This window comes from Wolbachia endosymbiont of Diaphorina citri, assembly GCF_013096535.2.
Lineage (GTDB): Bacteria > Pseudomonadota > Alphaproteobacteria > Rickettsiales > Anaplasmataceae > Wolbachia.
On the sequence record NZ_CP051265.2, the window covers coordinates 109,621 to 133,230 of the forward strand.

Sequence of the window (23,610 nt, forward strand, 5' to 3'; positions counted from 1 at the left end):
TTTATACCACAACTCCATCAAAGCGAATATTTTTTCCACTTGGTAAGTACAATCCTTCTAGGTCAAGCGTTACTTTTCCTTCTTTCACTTCTGTTATTTTTACTTTTTCTAACTTAAATCTTTTTTCCCATTTTTCCAAAGCTTCTGCAGTTGCTGCGTAAATTTCCAAAGTTAAATCCCTATTTATTGGCTTATCTACTAACTCAAATAATCTTGATCCATAATCTCTTCTCATTATTCTACTCTTAATAGGAGTGGTCAGTATATCAATTATCGATTGCTTTAAGTGTTCTAAACCCTCTAGTTCTTTACCTGTTTCTTTGCTCATTCCCTTCATACTGGCTCTGTAAAAACATCAGAACTCCCTCTAATTACTTTAAACCCACATGAAACTATATCTCCTACTCTTCCTATACCAAACCCATTGGCAAATACTGTTTTAGATCCTTCTATTAATATTTTTCCTTCACTAAAACTATCTCCTTGCCTGCAAATTTGCTTACCATTTACAAAAACATTGTTACTGCCGCTAATGCAGAAATGTGGTATAGCTTCTCCACAGTAGTCTCCTAACCTCACTATTCCTTTGTTCAATTTAAGTCGATCCTTTCTGCTTTCAGTTTTATTCCACTTTTTGTCATTTCTATACTTGATCCCCCAGCCTTAAGTGTTATTTTGTCTACTACTTCAATCTCTAAATGATGCTTACCTTTATCATATGTAAACTTCGTCCCATCTTGAAATTTTATACTATTTATTTCTTTTTTATTCTCTGGTGCAGGGTATTTTTCCTGATATATTCCTGCTAACACCACTCCTAATGATACTTCACCAAGAGGAGAAAATACCATAACCTGTCCATCAATATCTGGCGGAGACCAATCTCTATCTTTTCCTGCTTTACTCGTTATCCACGGCAACCAATCTGTTAAAAATTCTCCTATTTTAACTCTTACTTTTGCTTTTTCATAATCTATTTCTTTTACCACTCCTATACGAATAACGTTTGCTAGCTTCCTATTCAGCTCTGAAATCGCAAAACTATGATCCAACATATACGTTACCTATCTCTATAATATGCGGCTTAATTCCAGTTTCTGACCACACTGATTTACCAATATGTATCTCATGAACCCATTCAACCATCCACACTAAATATGCATCGAGCTCTGGTCTAAAGTCATCTCCTCCTCCTGATATAAATTCTCCCGGTGAAACATTTTTCATATTCCAAGTATTTTTATTTACTACTCTCGCAACCTCAGCAGCTAATGTTCTGACAAGAATAGGTGCATTTTCTACCGTGCTATCAATTACTATTCGTGCTTCAAATCTTGCTTTCAGCGCTAATTCTTCTGTTCCAGGATCATCTCCTTTTTCAAGACTGCTAAGTTCTACAAACACCGCTGGCGCTACTAATTCTTTTCTTATTGATGGATAAATTTTGCACGTCTGTATTGCTGATATTTCTTCTTTTAACTTAGTGCAAATTGCTTGATGTAAATCTTTAAAATTCATACATTTTCTGTAATATCACGCTCAAAGAACTTTTCAAACACTTTCTCAACCTCATAATTAACAAGATCTCTTATTACTTTTGATGCTTCTGGTTCCAATGGCAATTTAACTTCCTTTATTGGCAATGCTGCTCTTCCTTCACGTTTAAAAGCTCCTTTATAACCTCTTGGCATTGTTGCAGTAAATGCTCCTATAAACTCATGATTTCCTGTTTTCGTACCTCTTTTTGTTTCTCTCATACTGCCAATAGATGAAGCCCTTACATCATACAAGTTTGCTCTTATTAAAACCTCTAACCTACCTGCTTTCGCTTTAAAGATTAGCAACCTTTTTCTCATTACCGTTAATTTTATCTTCTTTTCCTCACTGATTTCCTTAGCTGCTTGCGCTTTTAACCATAGTGCCGTTTTGTTTAATGCCTTTACCGTTGCTAATTCTACTTTTCTTCTTTTAGCATTTACACTTTCTATTACCTCAACTTCTATATGAATAGACATTTTACACCCCAGACGCTTTTATTTTCCACGTTATTCCAGACTTGTCTCTAAGTGGCGGTGAGTGTACTTTATATCTTCGATCACCTATAACAAAAACATCTCCTACTATTGGCTTTAACACATCAAACGCACTTACTTCTAACGCTAAAGTTTCTTCCACAAATTGTCCTTCACCAATCTCGTATAATTTATCTGGCTCTTGCTTTAATACCTGTACCATATATGACTTATCCTTTGATTTATATAAAGCCACTTCTCCTAAATGGGCAAAACAATCTTTAAATAGTCTCTTAATATTCTCTTGCATATTTCTTTTAATATACTAACCTTTATATGCTAAGAAAGCGCATACCGGTAGAGTCGTTCTGTGCCTCACCAACTTGTAATTACTCTACCAGTATGTTACGCTATAGCGACTTTTACTAACACTCCAGGTCTGTGGCACATTGGAAGAGGATTTGACTGCGTATGTAAATCTGTTCCTCTATCAAACCTCCTTGGTTCTTGTTTTGCATAGAGTGGCTGTCCAAGAGTATTTACTGTCTCATTAAAATCTGCTGGTGCAAAATATGTTGTAAATGTGCTTGCTGTTCCTAGTGGAAAACAGTGCCCCGTATCTTTCTCAATAAATCTTCTCACGGTTCCTTCAGGATCTGTTGCTTGCCCTCTATATTCCTCAAATGTTATTCCACAGAACGTAAATCCTGATCTCATATCATTCCTTAGCGCTGCTCCTTCTTGCCATCTTTCATATGCTTCTTTTACTTTAACGTGAGAAGTTAATGCATCGAAAAACTCAGGGCTTACCAAGGCATGAATTCCTGTCATATATTCACCACTTAGATTATCTTCTATGTGCCGGAGTACTTCCAGACACTTACGTTTTACATCAGTTGTCGCTGTTCCCAGTGCAAAATTTACTACTTTTGGTGTGATTTCAAATTCGTTGTACAGATTTAATAATTCTGACCCGTCAGCATCTAAAATTATTCCTTTCAGCGCTCCCATACGCAAATGCTCTAATGTTATTGCGTGTTTGTTTCTCATTAGCTGTAAATGGTCAGTTATTACGTCTGCCAGCGCTTTCAGTTCACTTTCTGATCCAAATGCCCTTATTCCCTGTACTTCCTCTGGTAACACTACATCATCATGCGGAATGTGCGGAATCGTAAATGTTCTTACCTTTCTTTTTCCTCTTTTTCCTACTGCTCCTGGTGCTCCGGGTAACTGCGTTGGTAGTAAACTTAAAACTCCGTTATGTTCTTCTATTGTAATATGTCTAAATCTTACTGACCTATTTGGAAATAAATTTAAATTTGCAACCCGTCCATAATTTATCGGCAATATATTCATCGCATTTGTTAGTGCCGTCATGCTAAATGCTGTATTTGTAAATGGATTTTGCATTTTTTATTTTCCCCCTTTTGTGTTTTTAATAGCTTTTTAAGCTCCCTTGCGGATAATGATCCCTCGTGCTTCAAGTTGCTTTATTGCTGCAGCTTTCTGCTCTTCAGTGATATTTGCTGGCCATACAACTGCATGATCAGCTAGCATTGCACCACGAGCAATAATTACTCCTTTACTATTTTCCTTTGCGTTTACATCGCTTGCTATTACACCTATCGCTGTTTGTGTACCATCTGTGGCAGTTGGATTTAAAGCTTTAATTAAATTATCTTTAGTATCATAACCAACTACTGTTCCTAGCTTCAGATTTTGTCCCTTTGCTACCGTTATTTGGTCTCTTGAATATAAACTTGATGCCTCATACTTTAATAGGTCACCTAGATTATTTTGTTCGGTTATACATGTCATATTTTCTTTTCTCCTTTTTTCCTTTAGTTTTACCGCCATGTTTGTAGTTATTGTATGCGGCGGTTATAAAAAAACTTAAATACTTGATTGTGCTCTAGCTTTAGCTACCTGCATCATCAACTCTTCTCCTGAATTCTGTGGTATTGCACTCAGTATCTCTGTCTTTTTCGTTCGCTCTGCAAGTAACTCCATTAAAACTTCCCGTGCTTTCTCAATACTTACTCCTTGCTCTATAAATTCTCCTATCTTTTCTGGCATCTTTGATACATTACATAATCTTATTATCTCTAAAATTTCTCTACGATAGTTCTCCTCAATAGTTGTCATACTAACACTCCTACTTTTATGATTGTTGATAAATTCAAAAAATGTTGTAACTCCATCTGCAAGACCTATTTCTACTGCTTTCTCGCCAAAATATAGCCCTGCTTCCGTTGATTTGATTGCTTGTATAGAAAGATTGCGATTATACGTGCTATTAGCTGGACGAACATTTCATATAGTCGGTCTACTTCTTTTTGTAAGCTTTCCAGACTTTCAGACGTCATTTGCTCATGTGGGTTTAAATCATTCTTTCGACTACCAGCAAAGATTGTGGTGTACTTAATACCTTGTTTTTCATCAAACCTACTTTGATCTATATGACTTGCTATTACTCCAATACTGCCCAACACCAGAAGTTCTGCTCACAAATACCTTCTCAGCGCTAGAAGCTATTGCATATGCAGCAGAGTATGCATCATCATTTGCTATTGCTATTATCCTCTTTTTTCCTCTTGCACTATAGATAAAATCAGCTAAGTCAAATACTCCATTTACTTCTCCTCCCGGACTGTCTATATCAAGTAGAATCGTCTCTATGCTTTTATCTTCTAAAGCACTCTCTATCTCTTCATGAATATTTTCATACGAAGTCATGTCTAAAATATGATCAAAAGCTTCTGTTTTTTTTTTTTTAGTCAAAACTCCATAAATACGTATTATTGCTATTCCTTTTGGGTTTATATGAAAATACTTTGAGTTCTTAAAGATAGGTTGTTTGCTGTTATATAATGATAGTAGTTCAAAGCTTCTTCTCTCTACCATTATTGGCTTATTTATCCACATCACCTTCCTTTCCTTATTCTACTTTATGGTTAACGTCAGAATCGAAACAAAGTCCAAAAGAATTAGCACGCTTTTGATCTTCTGCTATTTCTTGGTCAATTTCTTCTACATCGTAACCCATTTCTGATACTACTTCCGATCGACTCTTAAATCCATTTCTTACTGCCATTTGTTGTGCTTGCTGGTCTTTCAGTGGATCCACCCAATCAAATCCCTGTGGTATCCATTTTACTTCTTCTTTCGCTGCTTTTACTACTTTTTCATCTATACGGAGTTCTCCACAAAGTACTGCTAATTCTAGCCATCTATTCCAAATAGGTCTACAAAACTGGAACACTATCACGTTATGCTGTAACATTGCGCACCTTCTGCGAAACTCTATCAGCCCTGCTCGAATGGATGAATAATTAACACCGGTTAAATCTCCTGTTAGCTGCTCATATGTTATTCCTGTACCAATCGCTATTGCCCTCAGTTGCTGTCTCATAAATGCTTCATAACTTCCCCCAACATCAGACGGCTCTGAAAATTTTATGTCTTCTCCTGGGTCTAAAAGCTGCATTGTTCCAGGTTCCAGTCCAGATAGTGCTACTCCTTGCTCATTACTTTCACTTTCTCCCATGATATTTGCTTCTGGATCAAGTCTTGTAATAAACCCTGCAAACATCGCTGCTGTCTTTTTTCTCACTAATTCTGCATCATCGTATTGATCAAGCTCATAAAGTTTCAGCAGTATATTAGAAAGCCAAGGCTCCCCTCTGATTTGCCCAGGTCTTAAAGGTTTATAGATATGTAAAACATCATTTGCCGGTACTCTAACTGATTCTCCAAACGAACCTTCACCTGGGTGCTCTCTAAATAGGTAATAAGCTTCTCTTTGACCAAGTCGGTTAAATTCAATACCACTACGAATAATATTGCCGTTCGCAAGAGTCTGATTGCTTTTGTTATCTAAATGCTCTGATTCCAATACTTGAAGTTGCAATGGTACAGAAAATCCATCTTCGAGTTTACGATTTCGGAGGCGTACAAAACACTCTCCACCTTCTATCATGCTCCTACATACCAGAGCTTGTAATCCATAAAAATCACTTACTCCGCTACTGTCTGCTTCATCTGTCCATTTTAGCCATAATTCTTGTACTTTCTTTCGAAATTCTCCATCTCTTGCTTTTGATTGCGGTTTTATTCCTGTTCCAATAGAGTTACTTACTATCGTATCAATTATATTTGCAGCGTAAGGATTTTTTCTCACCATATCACGTGATCTACTACGTAAAGTTTCAAGGTTTTGAGACAGCAAATTGTTTATACTTCCTAACTCTGGTTGAAAGTGAAAAAATCTTCTTCCTGAGCCTGCTGCATCCCACGCTGAGCTTTTTATCTTTGGTTTGTTAAATAATTGCTTGAAGGTTTTTAGCAGCATTTATAAAATTCCTTTACTCGTTGAAAAAACAATTTTCCTCTTTGGCCTCATGCCTGCAACTTTTAACTCAGCCTTAATTCGTTGTCTTAAATTCAATAAATCCTTTATTTGAACTTCCCCGTACCGCACAACATGGTCACCATATGCAATTGAGACAACTCTTTCTCCGCTTTGCAGTTTTTGAATTGCTTTCTCAACTTGAGTTAAATATTCTTCACTGTACATTTTGATTACCAAGCCACTTACTCTGTCTTACTTTTTTAGGCTTTTTGCTTTCCATTTTTCCACTCAAACTATTCCATTTACTCTCTGGCCATCTATCAATACCAAGCGCAATAGATGCTGCTCTTGCGTAAATTCGGCAATCTAGTACTTCATTTCTCTCTCTTACCTTTTGCCACTCTTGTTTGGTATATCCTTTCACTACTTTACTGACTAATTGCTCTGCCGTTAGCTGCTTAAAATATTCAGGTGCATACTCCGGAAAATGACAATATCCTGCTGGAGCTTCTTCACCTTCTTTTAAAACATTAAGTAATTGAAAAAGCTCTGACTTTAATATCGATACTCCAACTGGCCATAGCTTTATTCCTCTCTTTAGCTTTTGACCACCAACTGTTATATCTACTCTACTTGGGCTGCTAAGTGGTACTAGTGCTTTATTTACACCTTTCACTGCCATTACTCTTCCAGATCCTTGATGACTCCTTACCCAATTATACACTTCTTGCGTTGCATATCCAGCATCAACCGCCATCATGCTTATCATGTATTCAAGCCCATTTTCACCGATAAAATGATGATTTAAGAGCTCAGAGAGTTTTCCCCATACTTCTCCTCCTCCTGTATCTCCTTCAAATACTCGATAGTCTATTGACCAACTTTCACGGCTTTTTCCCCATGCTACAACTTCTACTTCTAACCGGTCTTTTTGGACATCAACACCTGCTGTGAGAACTACTTCGCCTTTTGGTACTGTGCCTATGGGAAAAAATTCTCTCCTGTTAAATAATTGCTTCCAGTCCGGTACTTCTCCTTTATCTACCCAAGTTTCTCCAAGCGTTGTATTTATCCAAACCTTTAACAATTGCTCACTTTCTTTACTATGCAGAAAATCCTCTACTGCTTGATTCCAACTATACCAGCCAACAGGACTGTAAAGACTTGATAGCAGTTGTGTTAAAAATCAATAAAAAAATGAAAAATGCTAAAAATAATTTTTACTTGGTGGGTCAAAGATGCTTTAACGCATTTTTACGTAATTTAAGTTGTAATTCTGAGCTTAAATTCTTTTAACAACTAAGGAAAATATGAAGCTTTAGATTTAACAGGTCAAGGAATATGTGCTTATAGTTTGTGTGGACGCACATATTCCTTAACTTAAAGAAGGTTAATTTTAAGATAGAATGTCAGTATTTTAGCTATCAGCCTTTAGGGTGAGGTAATGGTCAGGTTGGTTAATAAAAAAATATTTTATATTTTAAAGGTATAAAAAGATGTTGCCAAAAATCTTAAAGAACTTTAACGTGTTTGTTGATGGTAAAGGTTATGCTGGGAAAATCGATGAAATCACTCTGCCGAAGCTTACTATCAAAACAGAAGAATATCGTGCAGGTGGCATGGATATTCCAATAAGCATTGACATGGGCATGGAAAAGCTTGAAGCTGAGTTTACTTTTGCTGAATATGATTCAGAGCTATTTAGGCTTTTTGGTTTAATAAATGGAAATTCAGTAGCTTTGACACTCAGGGGTGGTATGCAAGGAAGTGGTAGTAATGATATTGAAGCAGTAGTTATAAATCTTAGGGGAATATTCAAAGAATTTGACTTTGGTAGCTGGAAACCTGCCGAGAAAGCAACACTTAGATGCATGGTTGCAGCTCATTATTATAAACTTATCATCTCTGGTCAGGAGCTTATTGAAATTGATGCAGAAAATATGATCCGTAAAATTAATGGCGTTGATCAGATGGCCTTACTGCAGACAGTTTTAGGTATTTAAGTTTTTATTTTTTATAGAAAATGCGGACAATAATAACCCTATTAGAGTTGAATTTTACATCAAAAAATATTTTCAATGATATAAAAATTATTATTGACTTTTACGCAATTAGAGCACAACCACACTCTACTAAAGATCTAAGCAGATTTAGGGCTGTATTCCTCAGTAAAAACCCTGCCATCTCTTACTAAAGAGTTAGCAAGTAAAAGTAACTTTCTCATAGCAGCAGTGGAAGCAATTTTATATGGCTTTTTATATTGATTGTATAATCTAGTAAAGAAAGGTTTGATATAAGAATTAACTTTTTGTGCACTGAGAATACACATGTGTAAAACTTTCCTGATTTGTGATCTACCTCCCTGGATGCACCTTTTTCCTCTACTAGAGCCACTATCTCGATTAAAAGGTGCAAGTCCGACAAGGCTAGATATTTGTTTTTTTTGAAGGGTTCCAAGTTCAGGCAAATGGCAAATCAAAGTGGTGGCTGTGATTTTACTTATACCTGGTATACTGGTTATTGATATGTATTTTTTCTTAAGCTCTTGGTTTTGATCAATAAATGTAATTATCTCATCTTCTAAAGTTTTTATTTGATTTTGTAAAATTGCAAGAAGTTCTTCTATCTGTTTGATTATAGATGTATCAGTTATCTGTTGGATTTGGTTTTTTTGTATTTTTGCTATTTCTACTAGCTGGTTCCTACGAGATAGCTTTTGTTTCAAGTAATCAATATTACCATTATCAACTTTTAAAGGAATAGCACGCATATCTGTGTTATTAATATAACGTGAGATGATACTGCAGTCTATTTTGTCAGTTTTTGTAGTAATACCGAGGCTTTTAGCATAGTCTCTTACCCACCTTGGTTGAATGATGTACACTTCAAAACCATTGCTTAGTAAAGTATAGGCACATAATTTTTCGTATCCACCAGTTGCCTCAAGACCAACTTTGGTTACATTATGCAAACGTAAAAAGTCCAGCATTTCATCAATGGATTGTACATTGTTTTCAAATATTTTATAATGCTCAAGTGGGTGAATGTGGATATCTAATTTACTTTTGCTAACATCAACGCCAGCAATAATGTTTGATGAATTCATAATTCCTCCATAAAATAATATGTAATACTGCATTTTCCACTCTTATATACGAGCCTAAAAGCTCAATCAGTTGTTCGGAACTTTCAGTATAATAAATCAAAGAAGAGAACCTTGCTATCAAACGGTCCTTGTGACCAAGATGGGAAACGGTTCCTCTTCTCTTCAGTTCTTACTTTAATTTGTAAGAACATATTTCCAACATATAAGATGGAAACTCAGTATCTTTAACGCTCCGTGGAGGATTACAAGGCAGCGGAAACAATGATATTGAAGGAGTAATAATCAACCTTAGGGGCATATTCAGAGAATTTGATTTTGGTAACTGGAAACCTGCTGAAAAAGCAACGCTGAAGTGTACTGTAGCTGCTCATTACTATAAACTTACTATAGGTGGTAATGAACTGATAGAGATCGATGCTGAAAATATGATAAGAAAGATAAACGGTGTTGATCAAATGGCCTTGCTGCAAACGATTTTAGGGATTTAATGGAATAGATGGATGCCTTTTCATATAACCACTTTTTTATTGAAAAATTACTGATAATACTGTATAATTATTAATGTTTTTTAAGCATTTGTGCTATGGCTTTATCTAAATTTCTCGATCCTAAAAATGATATAGCATTTCGCCGTATCTTTGGTACAGAAAAGAATAAAGACATCCTCATTCACTTCCTCAATGATATTTTGAGCTTTACTGGCAAAAATGCAATACAGGATATAGAGTTTTTAAGTACTATTCAAGATCCTGAAATTGCCGCTAAAAAACAAAGTATTGTTGATGTGCTATGTAAAGATTCAACAGGAGTACAATGGATAATTGAGATGCAGGTTGCTAAAACCAAAGGCTTTGAAAAACGTGCCCAATATTACGCTGCTAAAGCCTATTCAAGACAAGCAGATAAAGGTGATCAATACCATGACCTTAAGGAAATTATCTTTATTGCTATAGCAGATTGTATACTATTTCCGGATAAGTCTGAGTATAAATCAAAACACACCATTCGGGATGAAGATACTAATGAACATGATCTAAAAGATTTTTACTTTGTATTTATTGAACTGCCTAAATTTTCCAAAACTAAAGAAGATCAGCTTTCAAATATAGTTGAGAAGTGGGTGTATTTTTTTAAGTACGCTGATGAAACAAGTGAAGAAGAATTGGAAAGAATAACAGGAAGTGACGTAATAATCAAAAAAGCGTACGAAGAGCTAAACAGGTTTAACTGGTCAGAAAAAGAGTTTATAGCATATGAACAGGAGACCAAGCGTATTCGTGATGAACAGGCTGTCCTTGCTCAAAAACTTGATGATGCCAAAAAAGAAGGAAAGATTGAAGGAAAGATTGAAGGAAAGATTGAAGGAAAGATTGAAGGAAAGATTGAAGTTGCAAAAGCGATGTTGACTAATAATGTTGATATTAGCACTATTGTCAAGTGTACAGGTCTTTCTGTCGATGAAGTTCAAGAATTAATTCAAGTTGAGGAAAAATAAACCCTACTATCATCTTTATATTGAGAAATTTAGTATGAAGGATCGTTAATCAAACACAAAAACTATAGTAAAAAAAATTAGTTATGTAAAAGCCGATATAGACTTTTATTTAATTAACTTTTTAAGGAGGAACATGCAAGCTATAACACTTAATAACCCAATAACAGTTGATGGAATTTCTGTTTCAGAACTTACCATTAGACGTCCAAAAGTTAGAGACTATTTGGCAATAGAACGCATTAATGGTAGTGACCTAAATAAGGAAGTGACTTTGACTGCCAACCTGACATCAGTTGCAAAAGAAGCAATTGAAGAGTTAGATATTGCTGATTATGTGAAAATTCAAGAGGTATTAAAGGATTTTTTTTCACCAATTATTCAAAAGACTTGAGATTAGAAGTACTCGTGCTTAGCTCTATCATAGGTGGTGGAGTTGAGCACATTCTTGATATGGAATTTAACGAATTTATCTTATGGGAAGAAACAGCAAAGAGGTCTAAATGTCAACGTTATCTATAAAAATCGGAGCAGTCTTAGATGGCAGTTTTAATACTGTAATAAAAGGAAGTAGCAGTCAACTTACTCGTCTTGGTGAGAATATAAGAAAGCTTGATTCATCTTTAAAATCAGTATCAAAATTTAAGCAGTTGGGTAGTGATGTTTTGACTAGCAGGAGGTCGTGGAAGGGCTTTGAAGATCAAGTAAAATCTTTAGCTAAACAAATGAAAGCGGTGGAGAAACCAAGCAAAACTTTAAAAGCAGAATTTGACAAGGCCAAAACCTCCGCAATAAAAGCAAAAGAAGCATATTTGAAAAAGAGAGATGCTTTGCATTCATTTAATGAAGAAGTAAGAAAAAGTGGAAGAAATATTAAGTCATTAGTAAGCGACCAATATAAACTTGGCTCGTCCATTGAAGCGCTGAAAGGCAAGTATGGTAAGCTTGGATCTGCAATACGTAGTCACCAAAGTTTTTTAGCAAGTAAGGCACATTTTAAGTCACAAATTATAGAGACTATTGGGCTAGGTCTTTCGCTTGCAGCTCCAGTTAAAGTTGCGATTGATTTTGAATCGGCTATGGCTGATGTTAAGAAGGTAGTAAAGTTTGATAATAAAAAAGATGAAGTAACTAAATTTGCTGAAGGGTTAAAGGAAATGTCAAGAACAATACCATTATCAGCCGCAGAATTAGCACAAATAGCTGCAAGCGGTGGTCAACTTGGTATCAAGAAAGAAGATCTTTTTAAGTTTACAGAAACAGTGGCAAAAATGTCTACAGCATTTGATATGTCTGCAGAGCAAGCAGGTGATTCCATAGCTAAACTCTCTAACGTTTATGGAATTGATGTTAGTGAAATGGAGCATGTTGGTAATGTCATCAACCACTTATCAGATAACACTGCTGCTAAAGCAAAAGATATGGTTGAAGCTCTAGCAATAGTTGGTGGTACTGCAAAGCAGTTTGGATTAAAGTTTGAACAAACAAGCAGTTTAGTAAATGCTTTCATTAGTTTAGGCAAACAACCAGCAAAAGCTGCAACTGCTATAAATGCTTTACTTTCTAAGCTTCAAACTGCTGAAGGACAAGGAAAAGAATTTAAGGCAGCGCTAGAAGAAATGGGTATAGCTACAGAAGAAATGGTGCAAAGAATAAGTGAAAATGGGGAAGAAGCATTACTCTACTTTTTTCAAACTCTAAAGAAAATGGATAATCAGGAACGTTCTACAATCCTGATGAAACTTTTCGGTCAGGAATATCAAGATGACATTGCATTATTAGCTGGAAGTTTTAATAAGTATGAGGATGCAATAAAGTTATTGGCTAACACAGAAAAGTACGGAAGCTCTCTGCAAAAAGAATTCAAAAATCGTGCAGACACTACAGCCAATAAATTAAGACTCCTTCGAAATGCAATAGCTGAAGTTGGTATGAACCTGGGCTCGGTGATGCTGCCTACTTTAAAATTTATAGCTGAATTTTTACAAGAAAAAACTAGATATATAGCAGAGTTTGCAGAAAAATATCCAACCTTAACTACAGCAATCATGGGAACTATAGCAGCTTTAATAAGTTTAAAAATTGTAGCAGTAGGACTAGGATACGGATTTACATTGCTAGGAAGTACGATTTTTAGTCTGAAAGCAAACCTACTTGGAGTATTTTCATTTTTATCAGCTACAGTTTTTCCTGCAGTAGTAACAGGACTAAGAGCAATAACACTCGCTATAATGAGTAACCCGATTGGATTTTTAATAGCATGTCTTGTTACTGGTGCAGCTCTTGTTGTGACTAACTGGCAAAAGGTGAAAGACTTTTTTTCTAGCTTTTTGGAATACATAAAATCACTCATTAAACCTATAGGAGAAGCCTTTTCATGGATAGAAAATACAGTTAGTAGCATATTTGCTAAAAATAGTCCACTGAAAGAATTTGAAAAAAGAAAAAGTATTGTTACTGAAATAAAAGCAGTACATAGTCCCCTAAAGAGTAATATTCTCAACAGTGGAAATCCTTTGCTAGGTAACAGTATAATTAAAGAATTTTCCAATAGAAATCAGAATAGCTTCAGAATCAAAAGCCTTATTGAGGAGAAAAAGTTTACAGAGAGTGATAATGATAAGATATTTGCAAAGAGTAAATTTGAAAATAAAGAACAAAATAAAACTCAGAACATCACTAATAATTATACTATCAGCATTAAAGCAGAGCCAAATCAAGATGTTCGTAGTCTTGCAGATGAAGTAATAAAAAGGATAAGAGAAAAGTCACGTGATGTTTTATTTGATACCATAGACTCCGTTTATTAAAATGTTGTCTCTTGGCCCTTATAAATTTGCTCCAACAAGTTTAAAGTATAATAGAGAAAATCGTTGGAGTACAATTGAGTGTATTGAAAATATACCACTATTACAAAATATCGGTCAAGGTATAGAAAATATAGATTTAGAAGGAACGATTTATCCACATAATCTCAACGGGCTAAATCAATTAAAGAATATGAAAGAAGCTGAAAACCCAAATGTTTTAGTAGATAGTTTAGGTAATATTTTAGGACAATTTGTAATTACTCGTTTTGAAGAAAAGCTAACGTCATTTTTCCCTTGTGGGTTACCAAAGAAAGTTGAATTTAATTTAAGTTTGAGGCGCTATTCATGACTATATATTACTTGACAAAAGAGAAGGACATGTTGGACTATATTTGCTGGGAACACTATGGATTTACTTCAGGAGTAGTAGAAGTGGTCTTGGAAAAAAATCCTGGACTTGCGGAATATGGAAGCTTTTTACCGGCAGGACTGAAAATTACATTGCCTGTAAGAGAAAAGCCTCTACAAAAGTCAACTTTAAAGGTTTGGGAATAAAATGCAGCCAGACTTTATTATTGAAGAGTATGAATTAACAAAAGACCGCTTAGTGTCAATGCATATTACTGATGAATCAGGGACTATAGAAGATGTAGTTGAAATATGTGTTGATTACAGGGATGATAACATAAAAGTTCCAAAAGAGCTAAAGATTGCTTTGGGATATAGAGAAACAGGAGTACTACCTATAGGTGTATATACAGTCAATGAAGTTACAGTACAAAGTCCACCAAAAACCTTAACGATCAAAGCTCATGCAACAAATTTGATGATATCACTAAAGGAAAAAGTATCTAGGGAGTGGCACCAGATTACACTGGGTGATCTAGTCAAAGAAATAGCAAATAAACATGGATATGGGCACAAAGTTGCTGAAGAATTTAAAGATATATTGATACCACACATTGATCAGACTGAGGAAAGTGATATAAATTTATTAACTAGGATAGCTATAGAGCGAGAAGCCATGGCAAAATTAGCAGGAGGATATATATTATTTATTCCAAAAGGTGCAGCAAAATCAGCAACAGGAAAGGTTTTAGGAACAACAACTATCAGACCTGAAGACACAATCAATTGGAAAGTACATTTTACTGTACGTAATAAATACAACTCAGTGCTAGCAAAATGGTATAGTTATGAAAAGGGAGAGCAAATATCAGAAACAGTAGGCAGCGGTGAACCAAGTTACGCCATACAGACAATTTATCCAAATGCAGAATCAGCAATTAGTGCAGCAAAAGCCAGATTTAAGCAACTGCAGCGTAATAATGAGACTTTAGAGATGACAATACCAGGTAATCCAGAGCTATTTGCAGAAGCAAAACTTAATCTTGTAGGATTCAATCAAGACATAGATGGTAAATGGGTGGTTGATAAAGCAGAACATACTTTAAATAGTTCAGGTTATCTTACTACATTATCAGCGTCTTTGAGTAAGTATTAAGAGAAAATAAGTAAATTGCTGATTTAATGCTGAACATGAGCAAGATATCAAGAAACAAGTTTTTGTGGTGTATAGTAGCAATAGTATTTATTGTTATTACGTATTACTATCAAAAATCTAAGGCTGCTGAAGATCATCAGAAAATGTTGGAAGTGTCAGCTAAGAACTGTGACTTAGACACTCTGAAATTATTAATAAAAAAGAGTAGAGGTGATTCAAGAGTTAGTGAAAGAGCATTATATGATGCCGCAGAGAAAGGATGCTTAGAAGTTGTCAAATTTCTGCTCGATGAAGGAGTAGATATAAATACTAGTTTAGCGCTACTTAGTGCTGCTGACAGTGGCCAATTAGAGGTTGTGAAACTTTTACTAAAAAGAGGAGCTAACCCTCATGTTGAAGGCCGGAAAAGAAGAACTGCAAAAACTATAGCAATGAAAAGGTCAGCTTATAGTGGAAATAAGAAGTCTTATAGAGAAATCGTAGACCTACTTGCTGAGGCAGAAAAAAATTATAAAACAGAAAAGTAACGGCTAATTCATTTCTACAGTTTGAAACAAAAGCTTTCAATAGTTTTCATAATAAATTAAATCGTTATGCAGAACCAAAAAATCCCAATTACGGTAATTATTACCATATTAATCCAAACCGTAGCATTGATATGGTGGTTATCCAAGTTAGACTCAAGGGTACAATTTCACGATAAACTTATTGAATATGGTTTAATGGAAAAAGTGTTAGTACTTGAGGAAAGGGTGAAAAATCTTTCTGAGGAATTGGATGAGTTTAAATTACACGTTCTAAGCGGAAAAATTAAATCTTAATACCCTTACCTAAATTCATAATGATTAAATATATTTTATCCGTTGATGGAGGTGGAATTAGAGGAATCATTCCTGCCATTATTCTAGCAGAAATAGAAAAAAGAACAAGAAAGAGAGTAGCTGAAATCTTTCACTTAATGGCAGGAACCTCAACCGGTGGAATTGTTGTAGCAGGTTTATGCAAAAAAGATGAACGGGGAAATCCCCAATATTCAGCCAATGATTTAGTCGAGCTTTACCAAAAGTACGGAGCATATATTTTTAAATCTTCATTTTTGAGAAGATCAATATTTTCTTGGCTTAATTGTGCACAATACCCACATAAAAATATTGAATTTGTACTTCATAAATATTTTGGAGAGGATATTCTAAAAAACACATTAAGTAACGTGTTGATTACGAGTTACGATATTCACAATCACTGCCCATTTTTCTTCAAAAGCTGGAAAGAGGATAGAAATTTTATTAAATTAAGGGATGTATTAAGAGCTGCAACGGCTGCACCTACTTACTTTGCACCTAAATATTTAAAAGTCAACCAAAAGGAAATGGTATTAGTGGATGGCGGGGTGTTTGCCAATAATCCAGCGGCTTGTGCATATGCAAGTGGTAAGAAATTGTTTCCAAATGATGAGATTATACTGTTATCAATAGGTACTGGCAGAACAGATAGGAGCATAGATAATTCAAGGAGATTTGGAAAAATAAGCTGGATAAAACCACTACTACATGTGATGTTTGCCTCAAGTTTAGATGCAGTAAACTATCAACTTAATCAAGTTATAGCTGATAAATATATACGTATACAATCGCAACTAAAAATAGCATCACCTGACATGGATAATATTACATCAAAAAATATCAAATCTCTTCAGCAAGAGGCAAATGCAATGATAGAGGACAACCAGAAATTAATAGATAAACTTTGCGATTTCATATCTTAATTTATACCAAGCAAAATTCAACTGAGCCAAAAAAGTTGGTTAGCAAATTCTGCTGGTTAAATCATTAACTAACTTTACTTATATCTTTAACACAATTCAATTTTCACACTCATCAACAGTTAGGCCACTTGCTCGCACAATAATATCAATAGCAACACCTACCTTTGCTAGATTTTTTGCAACCTTGATCCTTTCTGTTTTTTTAACTTTTTCCTTGCCACTTTTCATATTTTCAGATAGAGATTTGACTAATGATTCTTGTTCTCCGTACTCATCCATTAAACTCAATAGCTTTTTGCTTTCTCTTGTTTTAGGTAGCAGAACTTTAATATTCACTGATAATGCATTTGATATTTCATATAATTTATCAAATGTTATAGCAGTATAGCCTCTTTCATACTCGTGTATTTCCTTAAGTGTTAAACCAACTTTATCCGCCAAATCTTTTTGAGTGTATCTCCTTATCAATCTCCATTCTCTTATTCTTTGTCCTATTCTGTAATATATAGAATCAGTGCAGATTTCTCTCTCTGTACTATCATACTCGTAAATAGATAAACCCGTTGCCTGGGAAATTATGTCAACTGAAACTCCTTCTTTCACTAGATTTTTTGCTATTTCCAACCTTGCCTCTTCTTGATTAATTTTTTCGCTAATATGAACAAACCTGACTAATGAAGGTACTATTTTGCCTAACTTTTGATTCTCGTATATTTTCGTTAGATAGAGTATTTCCTCGTCTTCATCTTCATACTCTCTTACTGTTATTGGTTTAGGTAATAGATCTACAGCATTAACTGATAATACTCTTGCTATTACATATAGCACTTCAACTGGAATAGGAATATACCCATTTTCATAATCCTTTATTTCTTGATACGCTAATCCGATTTTACTTGCCAACTCTATTTGAGTATGCTCTCTGCATTAACCTACAATTTTCTACTCTTTGCCTATTCTAGCTTATAGAACTAACATCTGCTTGCAGAAACAAACATTATACCTCATTTAGAAATAAAACTTTTCATGCTATAATTTGTTTTACGAGCGAGCATCTAAAACCATATCAATAGATAAACCTACCGCTTGCAAAATAGTATCAACAGAAATTCCCCTTTTACTAGATCTCTTGCAACTTTGATCCTTTCCGCTATCTCTCTCACTTTCTCCTCACAAATACGTATCCCTTCAAACAAAGATTTTATTAGTGCATGACGTAGTTCTTGGCTCTCAATTTCTTTGTATTCTTTATCAAATTCGGTAGCTCATTTTCCACTTTACTACCTTCATCTTCCTCTGTTAGTAGATCTGTAATACTAATCGATAATGTTTCTGCTATCTCATATAATTTTCCCAGTGGAGTAGCTACGCGTCCTTGTTCATAGTTGCTTATTTCGTCACGTGTTGTACTCATTTTCTCCGCCAAATCCTTTTGAGTATACTCTCTCACTAGCCTCCATTCTCTTATCTTTTTGCCTATTTGGTAGTAGATAGAACCAACGTTTTTTCTTCAACACATTCATCAGCAGACAGAGGCCAATTGTTTTCGCAACAACGTCAACAGAAACTCCTGCTTTGACCAGATCTTTGCAATCTTTATTTTCTCCGCTTTCCTACTACTTTTCTCACTAACTTGGACAAATTTGGTTAGCAAACAAAACATCCTACGTAACTCCTGATCATTAATTGTTTCATATTTTCTTACTAAATTTAATATTTCTTCTCCCTCATCTTCAAGACAGCTTTTTGATATAGGAATAAGATCCGTAATACTGATTGATAGTGCCTCAGCTATAGCATATAACCTTTCAATTGAAATTCTACGGTTCCCTTTTTCATATTGCAGTATTACCCAGTACTTTACACCAAGTTTCTCTGCTAAATCCTTCTGAGTATAACCTCGCTCTAACCTCCAATTTTTTACTTTTCCCCCTACTTCACAGTCTAGACTTTTTTCCACTAAAAGAACCATACATATAATATTTTCTACTATAGCTTAATTTTGTTAAGGCTCCAGATATAACGGTAAGAAAAAAACTCTGGAACCTTAAAGTTGACTGTAGACACATTAAAGTTCCCTAAAGGTTTCTTTACTACCTCCACATACCCTATTTACCCATGAAGACAATACTTCATCATTGCTAATCTCTTTTATAGCATACTTTTCACTCCATATGCCACATCTAGTGAAATTACCTCTTTCTACCACTTCCTTAAGCTTCACTCGAGAGGCAATTTTTTCCTACTTCTTCGCTCTTTTTTGTAACTCAGCCCACATTTCCTTGTTTTCTACTCTGACTTGTACTTGATCATATTTTTTTACATCGTGGTACAATATAATATTTAGCTTACCAATGCTTGTAGGAAACTCTAATATAATAGAGCTTCCATCTGACATATCGATATAGTTTCTTATACCTCCCTTCTCACTTTTAACCTCAACTGCATCATTGCCAATTTTTAAAATATTACTTCCTAACTCTCTCAGTATTTTGGCTACCTCTACCTTGCTATCATCAGAAAATTCTATATATGATGTTGTATTGTCTATCTCGAAATCTATTAAGGATCCTTCTTGAACAGCACTTTCGCCAGCCTTCTCTAGTTCTTCTAGTCTCTTATCTATCTGTGGCTGAACTTCTGGCTGTAGCTCATTATAGATTTCACCTATCAATTTATTCTCCAATAAAGTATCATGAAACTCTGCACCGTTTAGCATTAATTTACGCATTATCTTTTTTCGATCAGTCTTATCAAATTTATGAAAATGTGTACCCAATACTGCATACTCTGCAATGCTCCATTCCCCATCGTTATATGCATTTATTCTTGCTCCTGAGGCTAGTACTTGGTCTATAGTTTTGTACAATTCATTTACGTTTTTTGCCTCTACCACAGCACTCTTAAACCAACTCAACTTTTCGCTTTCGCTTATACTTGGCTTTATTTTTTGCAAAGCTGAAGCAAATGGATTTTTATCTTCTTGATCATTTAAAGGTTTTGTACCATATATGTAGTCAAGTCCTTTCCCATAGTTGATTTTGTTTTCGCGAACTTCTCTAGCAGGGAAAGGTGCTATTTCTTGAGACTTTTTAGCCTTATTAATTTTGCTTACAAAAGTGGACTGCTCTTTAGTACCTACAATAGCATTTGATATTTCACCCTTCGATAATCTATCAAGATCAATGTTTAATTCGTAAGTATCTCCCTTTTTATCATTAAAAGGTACAATTGTTTTATTAACCATATTATCCTCACTATTAAAAATACTTTTTAAGTATACAAACCTTAGTTTATATATTCTATTACTCATTATAAATTATAGTGAGTAGATTTGCAAATACTTTCTGCTATAACAATCCGTTTTCTCGAAAGCTGAAATAGCCTCCACTTGTGATGATAATATGGTCAAACAATTTTACGCTTACAGTACTACATGCTGCTGCTAAGCTCTTCGTTACTTCTTGATCTTCTTCTGACGGCTCTAAGCTCCCTCCAGGGTGGTTGTGTGACATTATTATTAATGCTGCATTTTTTATTAATGCTTTTTTTATAATTTCCTTTATGTATACTGGTGCTTTTTCCATTTCACCAATATAGGATTCTTCTCCGATTAATTGACGCCTTTTATTCAAATACAGTATTTTTACACATTCCCTTTCTGAGTGGCCTATACTTACGTTTAAGTACTCTACTAGCCTTGTAAGTCCATTATTGGCTCACTCTTGAGCTTTTCTCTCAGTACCTTTCTAGTGTTTCCTTAACACACATAATCATTGCTACTGCAGAATCAGTTACTCCTTCTACAACTTTCAGGTCATCCATTTCTCGGCCTAAAATCCTTCCTACTCCTGTATAAGTATTCACCAGATTTTTAGCAATTTCCTGAGCTTGTGGCCTTTCATGTACCGCACTTAGAAACGTTTCCATTATTTCACGATCAAGTAGTGCTTTGCCTTTGCTTTCTAATATTCTGAATTCGATTTCTTCTCTATGATCTCTCTACTTTTCTTATATTCATAAAAATTACCCTTCACTAACAACAAACTGTTTTTAATTATTTACTGCTGTTTTTTATCAGCATTGGCATAAAGCCATAGCTTCCGAGTGAAGTCAAATCAATTTCTCAATCTTTTTTACTTATTTTTTCATCTAAGAGTGAAGATATTAACATATGACTGATTTTTTATTTTATATGTTGAATTTCGCCTAAAGAGAGGCCTGTTATTTGCAAAATAATATCGGTAGAAATTCCTTTTTTAACTAAGTTCTTTGCAATTTTCATCTCTTTCTTCTCTCTCTCACTTTCTCCTCGCAAACTTGTATGCTTTCAAACAGAGATTTTATGAGTACATGACGTAGTTCTTGGCTCTCAATCTCTTTGTATTCTTCTATCACTCTGTAGCTCACTTTTCACTATACTCACCTTCATCTTGCTTCTGGATTAGCAGATCTGTAATATTAATCGATAGCATCTCCGCTATTGCATACTAACTTTTCCAGTGGAAACGCAGCTCGTCCTTGCTCATAGTTGCTTATATTCTCACGTGATGTATTACGCCCACTTTGCTCTGCCAAATCTTCTTGAGTGTATCCTCGTATCAATCGTCCATTCTTTTATCTCTTTGTCCTACTTTATACGGAGATAGAACTGTTTTTTCTTCATCATCATCATCATTCAGCAGAGAGGCCAAACTGCTTGTGAGAGACACATCGACAGAAACTCCTGCTTAACCAGACCCTTTGCTACTTCTATTTTCTACCGCTTTTCCACTACTCTTCTCACTAACTCGGACCAATTTGGTCAGTAAACAAAACGCTCTCGCGTAACTCCTGATCGCCAATCTCTCTATAGTCTCTTACTAGATTTAATACCTCTCCTCTCTCAAGTACAGATCTCATTTGATACTTCTTGTCCGCAAGTGAGATCTCTAGCAGTCTATCGATAACGCTTCTGCTATATGCGTACAACTTCTCAATCGAAATTCTGCGTGTTCCTTTTTCATATTGCAGTACTACCTGATACGTTGTACGCCGATTTTTCCCGCTAATTCTTTTTGAGTATATCCCTTTGCTAACCTAAAACTTCTTACCTTCTCTCCTACTTTGTGATCTAAAGGATTAGTATAGCTAACGGTCATTCTTTTTCATAACTTACCATTTTAAAAGTTTTAGATAGAAATTTTGCTAGCATATGTTACCTTTGTTGAAAACTAGTATATTAAATGCCTATGCTATGACAAGCTAAGAAGTTCACACTTTAAATAGGTATCGGCTGCTAAATCATAAATCCATTTGTTAGCATTTTAATATACCTTATAGAAGAGTTGATAAAAAGATCTACAAAAGGGCGTCTAAGGTGCATAGTAGCATTCTAAGGTTATCTATGAAAGTAATTTTTCCCAACTCTTGAAATTTTGCTAACTTTAATAGACTTTAGCACAAAAACGTTGAATATTTCTTCACAATTGTGTATAATTATTAATGCTTTTTAGGTTAATTTATCATGGCTTTTTCTAAATTTCTTGATGCACGCAATGATTATGCCTTTAAAAGAATATTTGGCAACGAGAAGAATAAAGATATTCTCATTCATTTCTTGAACGATATTTTAGGCTTCACTGGCTTAGCTGCTATTCACGATGTTGAATTCTTAGCTACCATTTTGGACCCTGAAATTGCCGCTAAAAAGCAGAGTATTGTCGATGTTCTTTGTAAAGACTCTCAAGGTTCAAGATACATCATAGAAATGCAGTTTACTAAGACCAAAGGCTTCGAAAAACGTGCTCAATATTATGCTGCCAAAGCCTACTCAAGTCAAGCTGATCAAGGTGATAATTATCATAATCTCAAGGAAATTATCTTTATTGCTGTTGCTGATTGTATTATTTTTCCAGATAAGGCTGAGTACAAATCTAATCATGTCATTTTAGATCAAAATAGCTTTGAACATGACTTAAAGGATTTTTACTTCGTATTCATAGAACTACCAAAATTTACAAAGACAAAAGAAGATCAACTAGAAAATATAGTAGAAAAATGGTGTTATTTTTTTCGATATGCAGCAGAAACAAACGAAGAAGACCTAGATAAAATAGTTGGTAGTGACGTAATAATAAAACGAGCTTATGAAGAGATGAATAAGTTTAATTGGTCAGAAGAAGAGTTACTAGCATATGAACAAATGAAAAAACGCATAATGGATGAGGTAGCTGCTTTTGCTCAAAAATTTGATGAGGGTCTTAAAGTTGGTCAAGAAAAAGGTAGACAAGAAGGTATCCTCATTGGCGAAGAACGTGGCATCAAAATTGGTGAAGAGAAGGGCGAAAAACAGACTAAAATAGCTGTGGCCAAAAACTCACTCAAGGCCGGTGTCTCTATTGATGTTATCGCTGAAATAACAGGCCTTTCTTTGGATGAGATTCAAAAATTAAGAAGTTAATTTAACCTTATCCTGAGTAAAATCACTTTGAGGTCTTGAATTTATTTGCCCATCATTCACTTGTTCCGTACGTATAGCTCTTTTCACAATAATCCGAACGTATCGTAATATGCTACTGGCCCACTATC

22 protein-coding genes and 8 pseudogenes are annotated in these 23,610 nt (G+C 34.9%); 12 read left to right on the top strand and 18 right to left on the bottom strand.

What is annotated here, in order from left to right:
• Position 1: 1 nt before the first annotated feature.
• From HGO49_RS00490 to HGO49_RS00545, 12 genes and pseudogenes are all read right to left on the bottom strand, one after another.
• A complete protein-coding gene (locus HGO49_RS00490) occupies positions 2-337 on the bottom strand; it encodes a GPW/gp25 family protein (protein WP_019078516.1) in 336 nt (111 codons plus the stop codon).
• A complete protein-coding gene (locus HGO49_RS00495; RefSeq protein ID WP_172758482.1) occupies positions 334-594 on the bottom strand; it encodes a PAAR domain-containing protein in 261 nt (86 codons plus the stop codon). The genes HGO49_RS00490 and HGO49_RS00495 overlap by 4 nt, the downstream gene beginning before the upstream one ends.
• Positions 591-1,055, bottom strand: a complete 465-nt coding sequence (locus tag HGO49_RS00500) for a phage baseplate assembly protein V (RefSeq protein ID WP_172758481.1) — start codon at positions 1,053-1,055, stop codon at positions 591-593. Before HGO49_RS00500 ends, HGO49_RS00495 begins: the two co-directional genes overlap by 4 nt.
• Entirely contained in the window at positions 1,042-1,518 is a 477-nt protein-coding gene (locus HGO49_RS00505) for a hypothetical protein (protein ID WP_172758480.1), read from the bottom strand. The genes HGO49_RS00500 and HGO49_RS00505 overlap by 14 nt, the downstream gene beginning before the upstream one ends.
• The gene (locus HGO49_RS00510) at positions 1,515-2,015 is read right to left on the bottom strand and encodes a phage tail protein (RefSeq protein ID WP_172758479.1); all 501 of its coding nucleotides are present in this window, start codon (positions 2,013-2,015) and stop codon (positions 1,515-1,517) included. Before HGO49_RS00510 ends, HGO49_RS00505 begins: the two co-directional genes overlap by 4 nt.
• A gap of 1 nt (position 2,016) precedes the next feature.
• Complete coding sequence (locus tag HGO49_RS00515) at positions 2,017-2,322, bottom strand: head-tail joining protein (protein WP_172758478.1); 306 nt, start codon at positions 2,320-2,322, stop codon at positions 2,017-2,019.
• Positions 2,323-2,417: 95 nt separating this feature from the next.
• A complete protein-coding gene (locus HGO49_RS00520) occupies positions 2,418-3,422 on the bottom strand; it encodes a major capsid protein (RefSeq protein WP_172758477.1) in 1,005 nt (334 codons plus the stop codon).
• A 36-nt stretch (positions 3,423-3,458) separates the two neighbouring features.
• Entirely contained in the window at positions 3,459-3,830 is a 372-nt protein-coding gene (locus tag HGO49_RS00525) for a head decoration protein (protein ID WP_010405448.1), read from the bottom strand.
• 75 nt (positions 3,831-3,905) lie between these two features.
• Positions 3,906-4,937 (bottom strand): annotated as a pseudogene (locus tag HGO49_RS00530) (S49 family peptidase).
• 13 nt (positions 4,938-4,950) lie between these two features.
• On the bottom strand, positions 4,951-6,363 hold the full coding sequence (locus tag HGO49_RS00535; protein WP_172758476.1) for a phage portal protein: 1,413 nt from the start codon (positions 6,361-6,363) through the stop codon (positions 4,951-4,953).
• The gene (locus tag HGO49_RS00540) at positions 6,364-6,588 is read right to left on the bottom strand and encodes a gpW family head-tail joining protein (RefSeq protein WP_077188541.1); all 225 of its coding nucleotides are present in this window, start codon (positions 6,586-6,588) and stop codon (positions 6,364-6,366) included. It lies immediately after the preceding gene.
• A pseudogene (locus HGO49_RS00545) lies at positions 6,578-7,534 on the bottom strand (terminase gpA endonuclease subunit); the annotation flags it as partial. The gene HGO49_RS00540 and the pseudogene HGO49_RS00545, both read right to left, overlap by 11 nt.
• 325 nt (positions 7,535-7,859) lie before the next feature.
• Between HGO49_RS00545 and HGO49_RS00550 the strand changes: the two are divergent.
• Positions 7,860-8,366: a phage major tail tube protein gene (locus HGO49_RS00550; RefSeq protein WP_017532574.1), complete on the top strand. Its 507-nt coding sequence runs from the start codon at positions 7,860-7,862 to the stop codon at positions 8,364-8,366.
• Between the two features lie 137 nt (positions 8,367-8,503).
• Here HGO49_RS00550 and HGO49_RS00555 read toward each other — a convergent pair whose 3' ends face one another.
• Entirely contained in the window at positions 8,504-9,469 is a 966-nt protein-coding gene (locus tag HGO49_RS00555) for an IS110 family RNA-guided transposase (protein WP_017532573.1), read from the bottom strand.
• A gap of 206 nt (positions 9,470-9,675) precedes the next feature.
• Here HGO49_RS00555 and HGO49_RS00560 point away from each other — a divergent pair.
• The 10 genes and pseudogenes from HGO49_RS00560 to HGO49_RS00605 all read left to right on the top strand — a co-directional run.
• Positions 9,676-9,957, top strand: a pseudogene (locus HGO49_RS00560) (phage major tail tube protein); the annotation flags it as partial.
• 95 nt (positions 9,958-10,052) lie between these two features.
• Complete coding sequence (locus tag HGO49_RS00565; RefSeq protein WP_172758475.1) at positions 10,053-10,964, top strand: Rpn family recombination-promoting nuclease/putative transposase; 912 nt, start codon at positions 10,053-10,055, stop codon at positions 10,962-10,964.
• 133 nt (positions 10,965-11,097) lie between these two features.
• On the top strand, positions 11,098-11,355 hold the full coding sequence (locus HGO49_RS00570; RefSeq protein WP_017532593.1) for a phage tail assembly protein: 258 nt from the start codon (positions 11,098-11,100) through the stop codon (positions 11,353-11,355).
• Between the two features lie 109 nt (positions 11,356-11,464).
• Positions 11,465-13,771, top strand: coding sequence for a phage tail tape measure protein (locus tag HGO49_RS00575; protein WP_172758474.1), 2,307 nt, complete (start codon positions 11,465-11,467; stop codon positions 13,769-13,771).
• 1 nt (position 13,772) lies between these two features.
• The gene (locus HGO49_RS00580; RefSeq protein WP_172758473.1) at positions 13,773-14,120 is read left to right on the top strand and encodes a phage tail protein; all 348 of its coding nucleotides are present in this window, start codon (positions 13,773-13,775) and stop codon (positions 14,118-14,120) included.
• Positions 14,117-14,326, top strand: a complete 210-nt coding sequence (locus tag HGO49_RS00585) for a tail protein X (protein WP_172758472.1) — start codon at positions 14,117-14,119, stop codon at positions 14,324-14,326. Before HGO49_RS00580 ends, HGO49_RS00585 begins: the two co-directional genes overlap by 4 nt.
• 1 nt (position 14,327) lies before the next feature.
• Entirely contained in the window at positions 14,328-15,275 is a 948-nt protein-coding gene (locus tag HGO49_RS00590; RefSeq protein ID WP_172758471.1) for a phage late control D family protein, read from the top strand.
• A 26-nt stretch (positions 15,276-15,301) separates the two neighbouring features.
• Positions 15,302-15,802, top strand: a complete 501-nt coding sequence (locus HGO49_RS00595) for an ankyrin repeat domain-containing protein (protein ID WP_172758470.1) — start codon at positions 15,302-15,304, stop codon at positions 15,800-15,802.
• 66 nt (positions 15,803-15,868) lie between these two features.
• The gene (locus HGO49_RS00600) at positions 15,869-16,096 is read left to right on the top strand and encodes a hypothetical protein (RefSeq protein WP_172758469.1); all 228 of its coding nucleotides are present in this window, start codon (positions 15,869-15,871) and stop codon (positions 16,094-16,096) included.
• A 20-nt stretch (positions 16,097-16,116) separates the two neighbouring features.
• A complete protein-coding gene (locus tag HGO49_RS00605; protein WP_172758468.1) occupies positions 16,117-17,040 on the top strand; it encodes a patatin-like phospholipase family protein in 924 nt (307 codons plus the stop codon).
• 96 nt (positions 17,041-17,136) lie between these two features.
• Here HGO49_RS00605 and wmk (HGO49_RS07160) read toward each other — a convergent pair.
• The 5 pseudogenes from wmk (HGO49_RS07160) to wmk (HGO49_RS07520) all read right to left on the bottom strand — a co-directional run bounded on the left by wmk (HGO49_RS07160) (position 17,137) and on the right by wmk (HGO49_RS07520) (position 22,181).
• A pseudogene (gene wmk, locus HGO49_RS07160) lies at positions 17,137-17,968 on the bottom strand (WO male-killing family protein Wmk).
• Between the two features lie 113 nt (positions 17,969-18,081).
• Positions 18,082-19,012, bottom strand: a pseudogene (gene wmk / locus HGO49_RS00620) (WO male-killing family protein Wmk).
• Between the two features lie 96 nt (positions 19,013-19,108).
• Positions 19,109-20,287: pseudogene (locus tag HGO49_RS00625) on the bottom strand (hypothetical protein).
• A gap of 103 nt (positions 20,288-20,390) precedes the next feature.
• A pseudogene (locus HGO49_RS00630) lies at positions 20,391-21,024 on the bottom strand (JAB domain-containing protein).
• 202 nt (positions 21,025-21,226) lie between these two features.
• Positions 21,227-22,181, bottom strand: a pseudogene (gene wmk / locus HGO49_RS07520) (WO male-killing family protein Wmk).
• A gap of 365 nt (positions 22,182-22,546) precedes the next feature.
• Between wmk (HGO49_RS07520) and HGO49_RS00640 the strand changes: the two are divergent.
• Positions 22,547-23,482 (top strand): Rpn family recombination-promoting nuclease/putative transposase, encoded by a 936-nt coding sequence (locus tag HGO49_RS00640; protein WP_172758467.1) that lies wholly within the window; start codon positions 22,547-22,549, stop codon positions 23,480-23,482.
• Positions 23,483-23,610: the final 128 nt, after the last annotated feature.